We start from the raw sequence: 12544 nt of genomic DNA, 5'->3' as shown, positions 1-12544 counted from the left end.
GCCACAGCGGATTTATTTCGGAAGCCTTGCAGTTTTTGAAAAAAATCGTATATATAGTTAATATCAGATTCAATCATTTATGGAGGAATTATGAAAAAGTCAATTCAGGCAATGTTTCTTTTTGTAACGGCGGCTTTTTTAGTGTCGTGCGCTTCTACGCCAAGCAAGCCGGACACAGAAATAACTGCGAAAAAAAACACGGCGGCAAAAGTCATTCCTATAAATAATCCGCTTCCAAAAGGAACTCTTGAGCTTATAGACGGATTTGAAGAAGAGAACTTTTGGTTTGCGCTGGGCGAAACAAAAACCGACGACTATTCCACAGACACGGACACTACGGAAGAATGGAGCTCGCAAGGAGATTTCTGCGCGCAATGGAGCTTTGCAAAAATTCCGCAAAATGCAAAGGCTTCGTTTTCAATAGAAAATCTTGTGCAAAAAGACTGGTCGGGCGCAAAAGCCTTGATTGCGGACATAAACAACACTTGCCAAAATCCGCTTGCAATTCTTTTAGAAACTCAAGGCGGTTCTCATCATATAATTTCAAGGACACAGGAAATTCTTCTTGGCATAGGCGAAAATATAAATGTCTACTTCGACCTGCTCCATGAAATAACAGATGAAAACGGCAACCCGATTTCCGCCATAATCGAAAACGACGACATAAGGAGCATTTCCTTCCAAATAAAAGGCAAAAGTTTTTCAGGCTCGGTCTTCGTTGACAACATAAATTTTGTTTATTAATTGTCAGACGGAATCATAAGGACAACTGGACGCGACTCCTGCACAACTATTCCGTAGCCGGTTGCCCTGCATGGCTGCAAGATATATTTTTTTTGCGGCGAATTGCTTTCTTCCACAGACAATTTGTAAACTCCAGAAAAGCGCGCGTTGTTTTCAGAATCAGGCCGAAACTGAATAAAAGAAGTGCCTTCGTTTTCAAAGCAAGTGTAAATGCCGGTTTCCAAAAAGCCTTCAGATTCCATTGAATATTTTCCGTCCTGAAGCTTCACAGTAGAGCCGTCTGGAATTTTCCAAGTGCTGTCTTTTTCAAAAGATTCTGAAACGCTGTTTGACTTTGACGAAGCATTTTTCAAAAACATATTCTTTCCGATTTTTTTATAGTTTCCGTCCCACACTGCGTTTTCACTTATAAGCATCCGGACATCATCTTGAATTCTTATACGAATTTCTTCTGTGCTTTTAAGGCTTATGTCGATTCTGCGCTGAAGGTTTTCAATTTCCTGATTTATAGTTGAAAGATAAATTCCGTTGCGCCGAATATTGCTGTGCGCCCATTTGTAAACTTCTTCCGTATCGTCCTTGAAAAAAATAATCTCGCGGGAATCATAGTCAAAGAAAACGTACCGTAAATTTCCGTTAGCTTCGGTCATATACCAAAGTCCGTTCAAAAAGCTTGCGAATGTAGCAACTGTTCCGTCCTGAATTTTTGCAAGCTCCTTTGCCGCAATTCTGCTTCCTGCAACTCGGACAGTTCTTGTCTTTACATAGCTGTTTTCCGAATGCTTCCATTCATACTGAATCTGAAGCTGGTCTGCGCTGCCCGGCCGTTCTGTGTCCGAAGTATAAACCCAGATTGGGAAACTCGCGCCGTTCGCCTTTGAGCGTTCGTAGGCATCGTAGCGGTCAAGCTGCTGAATAAAAATTGTTCCGTCGCCACGCAAATCGGCAATCTTCGTAAGTGAAAAGTTTCCGCCTGCGTTTGAAATAAAAAACGCCTGAAGAATGGAATCTCCGTTGTCTGCAAATCCCTGATAAACCAAAGCCGTCCTGTGCTCGCCAGTCAAGTCCATGCCGGTGTAAGAAAATGTCTGCGCCTGGGAAATTTCTGTGGCAATAACAGCTTTTCTTTCGTAAGCAGTTCTCTGCGGATTATAAAGTCCAACCAAAATCGCAAGATACGGACTGTCCATTGTTCTGATTACGTTCACCTGGTCATCAAAGCCGTCGCCGTCAAAATCCATGCTCACAATGCCAATCAAAGTTTCGTTGTCGTTAAGCGGAATAAGGGAAACAAGCGCGTTATCCTCTTCCATTGAAGAAAACGCTGAATTCTTTTTTTCTTCTGCGGAACTTGACATAGGCACAACGACAGAAGCTGAAGTTTTATTTTTATCTGGCTTATAGAAATAATTCTTTGCAATAAACGCGACAGCTACCGCCGCAACAATCACAATAAAAAGAGCAAGTGTAACTTTTTTCTGCATATAAAAATAATACATGAGTTGGAAATGATTTTCAAGGCAAAGCAAATTTCAGCGGAAACAAAAAAAAGGCTGCCCGATTTCTGGACAGCCAATAAAAGCTAAATGCTTAAAGTTTTATTTCTTTGGAAAAAGCTTTTTAAAGTCAACAAGAACAAGACTTGAATCTCTTGCGCTGTCGATGTCTGTGATTTTTCCAAGCTTCTTGTAGAATTCAATAAGAGGCTCTGTTTCTTTTCTGTAAACTTCAAGGCGGTGAGTTATAGACTCAAGCTTGTCGTCTTCGCGTGTAAAAAGTTCTCCGCCACATTTGTCGCATTTTCCTTCAACTTTTGGAGGCATAAACTTAACATTGTAGTTTGCCTTGCAGTTTTTGCATACACGGCGATTTGAAAGGCGCGCAATAATCAAGTCGTTGTCAACTTCAAAGTTAACAACCTTTACATCGATTCCGAGCTTTTCAAATGCTTCTGCCTGCGGAATTGTGCGTGGAAATCCGTCCAAGATAAAGCCGTTCTTGCAGTCATCTTTCTTGAGCCTGTCTTCTACAATTTCAAGAACAACGTCATCGCTTACAAGTCCGCCGGAATCAAGAATCGCCTTTACTTTTTTTCCAAGTTCTGTCTGGTTCTTGATGTTCTCGCGGAAAATATCTCCTGTGGAAATCTGAGGGATTCCGTATTCTTCAGAAACCTGAGCTGCCAAAGTTCCTTTTCCTGCTCCCGGTGGTCCTAAAAAAATAAAATTCATCTGTTTTGCTCCCATAAAATTTTAGCGTGCTTTTATAAAAACACCGCATGATATTATAAATCAGAATTGCCAAATTCTCAACCAAATTTAACAATGTAGTTTTTCTTTTTTCCGCGGCGCAAGACAATCACTTTTCCTTCAATTGCAAGCTGGCTTGTTACAGGCATATTTTCGTCCGTGAACTTTTCGCCATTTAAGGTTATTGATCCTGCCGCAAGAAATTCTCTTGCCTCGCGTTTGCTTGAAGCGATTTTATTGTTTACAAGCACATCAATCAGTTTTTCGCCTTCTGAAATCGTGGCAGTCGGAACGTCCTTAAATCCAATTTCAATGTCCTTTAAGCTAAGAGATTTTACATTGCCGGAAAAAAGCGAATTGCTTATGTTCACGGCTTTTTCAAACTCCGCCGCTCCGTGCAAATCAGTTATAATTTCACGCGCCAAAGCCTTGTGAGCCTCACGAAGCTCTGGATGCTCCTTGTTTTTTGCCTCAAGCTCTTCAATCTGCTCTTTTGAGAGGAAGGTAAAAATCTTAAGGTAGTCAACAACCATCGAATCGTCAACGTTTACAAGATACTGGTAAAGCTCATAGCTTGAAGTTTTATTCAAGTCAAGCCACAGTGCATTTCCTGCGCTTTTTCCGAATTTATTTCCGTATTTGTCCAAAACAAGCGGCATCGTGAATCCGTAAGCTTCTTTTCCTTCAATTTTGCGGATAAGCTCAAGGCCTGTTGTTATGTTTCCCCACTGATCCGCGCCTTCAGCCTGAAGAATGCAGTTTTTGTTTCTGTAAAGCCACAAAAAGTCGTAGCCTTGCAGAAGCGTATATGAAAATTCCGCAAAAGTAATTCCAGTGTCAAGGCGGCGTGAAATTATTTCCTTTGAAAGCATATAGTTCACGTTTATGTATTTTCCAATGTCGCGCAAAAATTCAAGGAAAGTATAATCTTTTGTCCAGTCGTAGTTGTTTACAATTTCCGCCTTTCCTTCAAAAATCCTGTCAACCTGGCTTTTAATTCCCGCAAGATTTTTTTCAAGCGTTTCGTGGCTGATTATTTCACGTTCTGCTGTAGGACGAGGATCTCCAATAAGTCCTGTAGAGCCGCCCACCAAAAGAATCGGATGATGACCTGCGCGTGCAAGACGTTTTGCTGTTACCAAAGACGAATAATGTCCCAAGTGAAGGCTGTCTGCTGTAGGGTCTGTTCCCCAGTAAAATGTGATTTTTTCATTGTTAAGCTTGTCTGCAATGTCTTCTCCGGCAACATCCTTAACAAGTCCGCGCCACTGAAGCTCCTCAAAAAATGTCATTTCCTACTCCAAGTTAAATGAATACTGATTTTTATATGTTTCAAAAGACTATCACTTTTTCCTATGAGTTTCTAGTAAAAATGCATAAAAAAAGCTCCTGCGCAAAACAGGAGCAAACGGTTCCTACGGGAATCGAACCCGTCTTTCGACCTTGAGAGGGTCACGTCCTAGCCGATAGACGAAGGAACCTAAACAAAAAAAGCCAGACTAGCAGTCCAGCTTATATTCCCCAAGGAGGATTCGAACCCCCACAGTGAGAACCAGAATCTCAAGTGCTACCATTACACAATCGGGGAATGCAATGTGCATATAAAATACAAGGTCATAAAAAAAAAGTCAATAGCAAATCATTGTTTTTATTGAAATTTTTTGGTTATTGAAGATTTTTTTTATTTGACAAATTGTAATACATCGATTACATTGTATTACAGAGAGGTACAATTATGGCAATGACAGCAACCGCAACTTTCAGAACAACACCAGAACTTAAAAGCAGAATGGATTTTCTTGCAAAAGAAACCCACAGACCAACAAGCTTCTATTATAATCTTTTGCTTGAAGATTATCTTGAAGATTTGGAGGACATCTATCTTTCTGAAAAAATCCTCGAGGACATAAAAAGTGGAAAAGAAAAAACAATTCCAGCAGAAGAAGTGTATGCCGAGGCTGGATTATAAATAAAGTAATCTACAAAAGCTAAGCAAAATTTATTCTGTTGTGCAATGTTCCACACTTCCCTGCCCGGCAGTTTTTCCGTTTTTGAGCATTTCTTCCATTGTGTGCCAGCCAAGGACTGCGCATTTTACACGAGCAGGCATTTTGCTGATATTTTTAAGGCTTGCAGCTTCATCAAGTTCTTCCAAAGTGTTGTCGTCTTCAACCTTGCCGTAAATCATGTCCATAAAAAGTGAAGCAAGCCGCAGAGCTTCATCCTTTGATTTTCCGATTATGTCATCAAGCATCATGTCTACAGAAGCTTGGCTTACAGCGCATCCAGAGCCGTTAAAGCTTCCTTCTGAAATTATTCCGTTATCATCGATTTTAAGCTGAAGATAAATATTGTCTCCGCAGCTAGGGTTCACGCCTTGCAACGTAAATGTCGGGTTTTCCATAACGCCCTTGTGGGTCGGGTTCAAATTATGCTCGTTAAGAATTTCCTGATAAAGCGATTTCAAATCCATGTTAGTACCTCAGTTTTTAATTGCCTTTACTCTTTGAATCCCATCCAGCGGCGGACAAGCTTTAGCTTTTCAATAAAAGTTTCAACTTCCTGCTGAGTGTTGTAAAAGTAGCAACTTGCGCGCGCAGTTGAGCCTACGCCAAGTTTCTGCATCAAAGGCTGGGCGCAATGATGACCTGCCCTGACTGCAATTTTTTCTGTATCGAGAATAGAAGCAATGTCATGCGGATGCACGCCGTCAATGGTAAAAGTAACAATTCCGCAGTGCTTTTTATAGTCATCGTTTCCGATTATATGAAGATAAGGAATTTTTTTCATTTCCTCAATCATCGTCTGGGCAAGAGAATCGTCGTTTTTTTCTATATTATCAAGTCCGATTCCCTGAATATATTCTATCGCCTTTGCAAGCGCAACAGCTCCACCAGCGTTTACAGTTCCGGCTTCAAATTTATGCGGAACTTCTGCAAAAGTCGTAGTCTCGCGGGTAACATATTCAATCATTTCTCCGCCACGCAAAAAAGGAGGAATCTTTTCAAGCAGCTGTTTTTTTCCATAAAGAGCGCCAATTCCCATAGGAGCGCAAAGTTTATGCCCCGAAAACGCAAAAAAGTCCGCATCCAATGCCTGCACATCGATTTTTTTATGAGGCGCGCTCTGAGCACCGTCCACAACAACGTAAGCGCCTTTTCCGCCGTTTCCAACTTTATGGGCATAGCTTGCAATTTTTTCTATAGGATTTGTGATTCCAAAGACATTACTAACCTGCGCAACCGCAACAATTTTTGTCTTGGAATTTATTTTCGCCTTTATTTCCTGCTCTGAAATTTCCGCGGAAGAATCGCACTCAAGCCACACAAGTTTTGCGCCCTTTGCATTGCAAACCATCTGCCACGGAAGAATGTTCGAATGATGCTCCATGCAGCTTACAACAACTTCGTCCCCAGCCTGAACTTCAGAAAGCCCAAGAGTGTACGCAACAAGATTCAGGCTTTCAGAAGCATTGCGTGTAAAAACAATTTCCGCAGGCTCGCTGGCATTCAGGAATTTTGCAACAGAAGCCCTTGCATTTTCATAGTCTTCAGTTGCCCTTATGCTCAAAGCGTAAAGTCCGCGCAAAGGATTGGCGTTGTTCTTTCTGTAAAAGTCAGCTTCAGCCTGAATTACACATTCCGGCCTATGAGTTGTAGCCGCGCTGTCCAAGTAAATAAGCCCTTCGTTTTCTGGTTGGCTGAATATCTTAAAATCGCTGCGTATTTCTTGTGCACTGAACATAGTTTCCTCGTTATATAATCGCTTCAACAAAAGAATTGATTTCTTCCACAAGGCTTTCATCTGGAATAAACCGTGAAACCTTTGAAACCTTTGCCTTTGTCAAAAGCTCTCTCGCAGTCTTTTCATCAACTCCGCGGCTCTGCATATAGAAAAGCTTTTCCATATCAACTTTTCCAATTGAACATCCGTGGCGGCCTTCAACAGTTTCTTCATCGCAAAGAATAACAGGAAGGCTTTTGTTTACAACATCCGAGCTAAGCAAAAGAACATCTTCCTGCTCGTCTCCCACTGAATCCGCGCAGCCTTTCTTAAAGTCGATTGTGCCTCTCCAAGTTTTTTTAGCCTTTTCAAGCAAAACTCCGTCCACAGAAAAACGGCTTTCACTGCTTTTTCCTGTCTGTAGCGCGACTTGGTTCATGTCAAGGAAAGACTCGCCCTTTACAACGTAGGCTGCCCTTCCCAAGAAACGGCTCTTGTATCCTTCAAGGCTGTTAAAAGTTCCGCTGAACGCTTTGTTTCCGCCAAGCTCAAGCTCCGTGATTTCTATTGTCGCATTGTCCTTGCACTTTGAGCCGACTGAATTAAAATGCACGGCGTTTTTTCCAAGCAAGTTCACGCAGGAAATATGCACGTGCGAATTTTCTTCCGCAAGCACGCGGATTCTACCCCCAAGCTGAGCATTCAAAATGTCCGCTTCGCTTTTATAGACAAAAATATAAGAAGCCTGCGCGTTTTCCTTTGCGTGAATTACAATGTCGCAAACAGAAGCCTCATTTTTCTGCGCAAAAAGCTCGATTTTCCGAACCTGATTTTTGGATTCCGCAGTAAAAAGCAAAGTCTTTATTCCGTTTTTCTGCAAAAGAGAATCAAACTTCTTGTCAAAGCCTTCGCCAAGCCCGGTTTTTATTGAATCATATAAAGCTGAATTTTCAATTTCTTTTGCGCCGGAAACCGCTCCGCAAGATTTAAATTCACTGCTGAACTCAAGGCGCGCCCTGTTTATATTCAGAAAATTCCAAGTGAGGCTTGGAAACTGATTTACGTCTATTTCAAAATTTTCCATTTCTAGCCCCTTACATGCTGCCTTTCATTTCAAGCTGAATCAAATTGTTCATTTCAACTGCATACTCAAGCGGAAGTTCCTTGCTTACAGGATTCGCAAAGCCTGAAACAATCATCGCCCTTGCATCTTCCTCGCTGATTCCGCGGCTCATAAGATAAAAAATCGCCTTGTTGGAAATACGGCCAATCTTTGCCTCGTGCCCGATGTCGCAGTCGTCTGTCATTACATTCATTGCAGGAACAGTGTCGCTGCGGCTTTCGTCATCAAGCATAAGCGAAGAGCAGTCAACGCTCGCCTTTGAGTTTTTTGCGCCTTTGTTCACGACAATAGAACTTCTGTAAGTGCACTCTCCGCCGCCTTTTGAAATGGACTTGGTGTTTATTACAGTCGAAGTGTTTTTTCCAATATGAACCATCTTTGCGCCGGTATCAAGATTCTGACCTTTTCCTGCAAATGTGATTCCTGTAAATTCAACGCTTGAATTGTCGCCCTTTAAAATCGTAGTCGGATACAAATATGAAATGTGGCTTCCAAAACTGCCGGAAACCCATTCCATGCGTCCGTTTTCTTCAACGATGGCGCGCTTTGTATTCAGGTTGTACATATTCTTTGACCAGTTTTCAATTGTTGAATAACGAAGCCGGGCATTTTTCTTTACATAAAGCTCAACGCAGCCAGCATGAAGATTCGCAACATTGTATTTTGGAGCGGAACACCCTTCAATAAAATGCAAGTCCGCGCCCTCGTCCACAATAATCAACGTATGCTCAAACTGCCCGGCTCCTGCCGCATTCAGCCTGAAATATGACTGCAAAGGAATCTTTACTTTTACATTTTTTGGAACATAGACAAAACTTCCGCCGCTCCAGACAGCGCCGTGAAGAGCCGCAAATTTATGGTCAGACGGAGGAACAAGGTGCATAAAATATTCCTTTACCATTCCGCCCCATTCATCGCTTTTTAACGCCGACTCAAAATCAGTGTAGATTACACCCTGCTCCGCAACTTCCTTTATAACATTATGGTAAACAACTTCGCTGTCGTACTGCGCTCCCACTCCGGCAAGGCTTTCACGCTCCGCTTCTGGAATTCCAAGTTTTTCAAAAGTGTCCTTTATGTCTTTTGGAACGTCAGCCCACTTTGCAGCCATTTCAGTCTTAGGCTTTACATAAGTTACAATTTTCTGAATGTCCAAGTCGCGGATGTCTGGTCCCCAGTCAGGCTCATTTATTTCATTGAACAAATGAAGGCTCTTTAAGCGGAACTCTTTCATCCATTCAGGGTCGCTTTTTTCCTCGCTTAGCTTCTGGACAATTGAATCGTCAAGACCTGCGCGGATTTTATAAAAGTCCCTGTCGCTTTCCTCGTAGCGGAAATCATAAAGAGAACGGTCAATATCTGAAACTTGTGTTTTTTCTTCACCCATAAACAATTTTCCTGATTAAAGTCCGCCGTTGGCAGCGTTCATCTTTACAGCGTCCATTGCGGCTTTTGCAGCGGCGGCAAGCTGTTCCTTGCGCTCGGCATCTTTTATTTCCTGCGGAATAAAGCCGTCAAAGCCTTCCTCGTTTATCTTCTGAACAAGGCTTCCATCCCCGGTATGAACAAGCCGGCCTTTTACAATAATATGAGTTTTATCCACGGAAAGATTTTCAAGAATTCTAGTTGAATGGGTTATTACAATCAAAGAGCCGCCGGAAGCTTCCATGTATTTTTTGATTCCCTCGGAAACAATGCGGCAGGCATCAACATCAAGTCCAGAGTCTGTTTCATCAAGAATGGCAAGTTTAGGCTTAAGCATCAAAAGCTGAAGGATTTCGCTCTTCTTTTTTTCTCCGCCACTGAACCCAACGTTCAAATCGCGCGAAGCATAGCTGTGATCCATTTTTAGCAAATCCATGTTTTTTTCAAGCTCGCGGCTGAACTGCATGAGCTTTACTTTCTGGCCTGTAACCTGCTGCATGGACGAGCGGATAAACGATTCAAGCGAAACGCCCGGAACTTCAAGCGGCTCCTGGAAGCTAAGAAAAATGCCTGCCTTTGCCCTTTTGTCCGCAGAATCAGAAGTGATGTCCTGCCCGTTAAAGATAATTTTTCCGCCGGTTACAGAATATTCAGGGCTTCCCATCAAAGTATAGCCCAAAGTTGATTTTCCAGCTCCGTTCGGTCCCATAAGAACATGGATTTCTCCGGGAGCAACGTCCAATGAAATATTTTTAAGAATCTGTTTTTCACCAACAGATGTGCACAAATCTTGAATTGAAAGCAGCGGTTCTGCCATAAAGTTCCTCATTATAAAAAGTTCTCGTATATGACCTAAAATATACTGATATTATAGGAAAATTGCAATGTTTGGAAACCGGAAGCTCAGGTCAAGCGCATTATAAATGTATTCAGCATAAAACTGGCTCCCTGGCACGGTTTCGTGGTTCAAAATCGCGCAATAATGCACTACACGCTGATTGTTGCAAAGTAACTAGCCAAAATGTCGAGTTTTGATAAGAACAGTAATTTAAGTGTCATTCCAGTGCTACGACACGGGAATCTGTTGGAAATTTTCAATAGATTATCGGGTCAAGCCCGATAATGACATTAAATTATAAAACTCGACATTTGGGCTACTTAAATTATTTATAATGTGTTTGCCCTGACCGGCAACTGCACATTGCGCGGCTCTGCGGCACAGAATCTGTAAATACGTTGTACAGTTCGGCTGTACTTGTTATACAGTTTATCTGTAGTTACGGCACAGCTTGACTGGGACGGCTATACAGTTTGTCTGGGGCGTAAGCACAATCAAACTGGGGCGGTTGTACAGTTTGCTTGTGGCTATTGCACAGTTTGTCTGTAGTTACGATACAAAGAAAATGGCATATAAGAACAAATAATTTAAAAATAAAAAAGTCCGCTTCCGAAAAACAGAAACGGACTAGTGACGCTTGGCGGGCTCGAACCGTCGACCCTCTGCTTAGAAGGCAGATGCTCTAATCCAGCTGAGCTAAAGCGCCGAATGAAAAACAGTTTATATTATTTTGCATATTTCTTCAAGTGCAAAAACTGATTTTCTGCAATTTTTAGAGAGTTGCGCAAATAAAACTTAATAAACGCATTCACTAATAAAACAAACTATTGCTCTTTTATATTTCTTCAGCAGTTTGATATTGACAGTTGTTAGCTTCTATATACCCGGAGATATTTCCTTTTACTACATTTAAAGTAAGACCGCTAAAGTTTATATTTTCAAGTTTCGTAACATTACTGATTGCAAAATTAGATAGATTTACAGTTAAAACCCTATTGTGGGCAAACATTTTTCCATAAGTTTTTTTTGTTAAGTTTGGCATTACAAAGTTTGCGCCGCAGTCCGCAATTGCAATTTCCTTTGGCCTTATTGCAACAAACCTACGTGGCCCGTAGAATTTATTACTGTTTTCAGAAAGAGACGGAATGTAAGCTGTCAAAGAGCTTAAAGCTTTTCCATTATATATTGCGTCCCCAACAGGAGCTATTGTTCTCGAAGAATCTGTCCAGCCCAATGTGTCAACGACTTCAAATCCTGAATCTGTGCTTTGAATTTTTAAGAGCGCGCCGCGGCTGTACATTGTGTTGCTTTGGTCATATTCATATTTAAACGAGTCCTCAAAATCGCCTGCTGTATTGCCCACATTTGAAACAAGAACATAAACCGTTCCGTCATAAAGGATTGCAATATCTGTAATCGCGCCGGAAACACCAAGGTCAGAAACTGTTTTTGCCGCGCCGACTTTAGAAACCGCAAATGTGCCGTCAGCTTTTTCTGTAATTGTAGCACGCTGTAAGTAATATGCATCCTTTTTTATATATGAAAGATAAAGAATATTTCCTTGAATTGCAAAAGAACAAAAATCACTATCATCAAAAGGAATACTAAAATCTGAATCTTTTGGTGTTCTGCCATTGTTATCCAATTCTTTTATCTTTGAAAAACAAATTATATTAGTATCATTATTCTCATCATAAGAATACAATCCAGTCCATAAAACATCTGCGGAATCATCATAATAAAGAGAATCTTGGAAAGGAAATAAGTTTATATCTGTTGAAATTTCTGAAGTAATATTGCTAGTAGATTTTATATAATAATGATTATCATCATAATTTAATATCATTACATACTTATTACCATCCGTATCTTCTGCAAAAGATAGAGAATTGTCAGAAATCGATGTGCTTGTTACATTAGTATTTTCAGATATGCTAGAAAAGCCTTCAAAATAATTTGTATAAGCTGTATCACTATACTTCCACAGTATATATCCGCTGTCCAGAATACTGCTTGCAAAAAGCTTAAGAATCACATTGCATTCCGCAGTATCGCCAGCGGTAACTTTTACAGTCTCGCTTTTTCTTGCAAGAAGAACATCAGCTGTGTCATAAGCTTCCACTTGAACTGTGTAAGTGGCAGGCTCAAGCTCGTCAAATACTATGTCCGCCCCCCCCGCCTCGGAAGTTTGAGTTTTTATGTTTTCGCTGTCCAATAAAAGGGCTACTTTATATGTCTTTGCATTTTCCTTGCTAAGAGTGTATGCGCCGCGCGAACCGCTTCCAGGAACTGCAACACGTATTGCGCCGTCGCTTCCAGATGAGCCGCCCAGGTTCATGCAAGAAGCCAGCAAAAATAAAAAAGAAACCAGCGCAGAAAAACCAAATTTTCTCATAAAAAACCTCCAGTGCTTATAAAACGTCATAACTCTGAAAAATCATC

At 41.3% G+C, this 12544-nt stretch carries 11 protein-coding genes and 3 tRNA genes; 2 read left to right on the top strand and 12 right to left on the bottom strand.

What is annotated here, in order from left to right; genetic code table 11:
• The first annotated feature begins 90 nt into the window (after positions 1–90).
• Positions 91–744, top strand: coding sequence for a hypothetical protein (locus tag Q0H92_RS04460; RefSeq protein WP_296012378.1), 654 nt, complete (start codon positions 91–93; stop codon positions 742–744).
• Here Q0H92_RS04460 and Q0H92_RS04455 read toward each other — a convergent pair.
• The 5 genes from Q0H92_RS04455 to Q0H92_RS04435 form a co-directional block, all read right to left on the bottom strand.
• On the bottom strand, positions 741–2228 hold the full coding sequence (locus Q0H92_RS04455; protein ID WP_296012376.1) for a pallilysin-related adhesin: 1488 nt from the start codon (positions 2226–2228) through the stop codon (positions 741–743). The genes Q0H92_RS04460 and Q0H92_RS04455 overlap by 4 nt on opposite strands.
• A 114-nt stretch (positions 2229–2342) precedes the next feature.
• The gene (locus Q0H92_RS04450) at positions 2343–2975 is read right to left on the bottom strand and encodes an adenylate kinase (protein ID WP_296012375.1); all 633 of its coding nucleotides are present in this window, start codon (positions 2973–2975) and stop codon (positions 2343–2345) included.
• A 77-nt stretch (positions 2976–3052) separates the two neighbouring features.
• Complete coding sequence (gene tyrS / locus Q0H92_RS04445; RefSeq protein WP_296012372.1) at positions 3053–4285, bottom strand: tyrosine--tRNA ligase; 1233 nt, start codon at positions 4283–4285, stop codon at positions 3053–3055.
• Positions 4286–4402: 117 nt separating this feature from the next.
• Positions 4403–4474 (bottom strand) — tRNA-Glu (locus Q0H92_RS04440).
• A 36-nt stretch (positions 4475–4510) separates the two neighbouring features.
• Positions 4511–4581: transfer RNA gene (locus Q0H92_RS04435), tRNA-Gln, on the bottom strand.
• Positions 4582–4728: 147 nt separating this feature from the next.
• Between Q0H92_RS04435 and Q0H92_RS04430 the strand changes: the two genes are divergently transcribed.
• Entirely contained in the window at positions 4729–4962 is a 234-nt protein-coding gene (locus Q0H92_RS04430; RefSeq protein WP_296012370.1) for a hypothetical protein, read from the top strand.
• Between the two features lie 30 nt (positions 4963–4992).
• Here the strand turns inward: Q0H92_RS04430 and sufU are convergent, their stop codons facing one another.
• The 7 genes from sufU to Q0H92_RS04395 form a co-directional block, all read right to left on the bottom strand.
• The gene (sufU, locus tag Q0H92_RS04425; protein WP_296012368.1) at positions 4993–5466 is read right to left on the bottom strand and encodes a Fe-S cluster assembly sulfur transfer protein SufU; all 474 of its coding nucleotides are present in this window, start codon (positions 5464–5466) and stop codon (positions 4993–4995) included.
• A gap of 26 nt (positions 5467–5492) precedes the next feature.
• Complete coding sequence (locus tag Q0H92_RS04420) at positions 5493–6737, bottom strand: SufS family cysteine desulfurase (protein ID WP_296012367.1); 1245 nt, start codon at positions 6735–6737, stop codon at positions 5493–5495.
• Between the two features lie 10 nt (positions 6738–6747).
• Positions 6748–7800 (bottom strand): SufD family Fe-S cluster assembly protein, encoded by a 1053-nt coding sequence (locus tag Q0H92_RS04415; protein ID WP_296012365.1) that lies wholly within the window; start codon positions 7798–7800, stop codon positions 6748–6750.
• A 10-nt stretch (positions 7801–7810) separates the two neighbouring features.
• A complete protein-coding gene (gene sufB / locus Q0H92_RS04410) occupies positions 7811–9226 on the bottom strand; it encodes a Fe-S cluster assembly protein SufB (protein ID WP_296012363.1) in 1416 nt (471 codons plus the stop codon).
• A 15-nt stretch (positions 9227–9241) separates the two neighbouring features.
• Positions 9242–10081, bottom strand: coding sequence for a Fe-S cluster assembly ATPase SufC (gene sufC, locus Q0H92_RS04405; protein ID WP_296012361.1), 840 nt, complete (start codon positions 10079–10081; stop codon positions 9242–9244).
• Between the two features lie 652 nt (positions 10082–10733).
• Positions 10734–10808, bottom strand: a tRNA-Arg gene (locus tag Q0H92_RS04400).
• Positions 10809–10937: 129 nt separating this feature from the next.
• Entirely contained in the window at positions 10938–12497 is a 1560-nt protein-coding gene (locus Q0H92_RS04395; RefSeq protein WP_296012360.1) for a hypothetical protein, read from the bottom strand.
• Between the last annotated feature and the right edge of the window lie 47 nt (positions 12498–12544).

Source organism: uncultured Treponema sp. (assembly GCF_934725225.1).
GTDB lineage: Bacteria > Spirochaetota > Spirochaetia > Treponematales > Treponemataceae > Treponema_D.
Note: the sequence above shows the minus strand (reverse complement) of the source record. Positions and strands in the feature narration are given on the sequence as shown.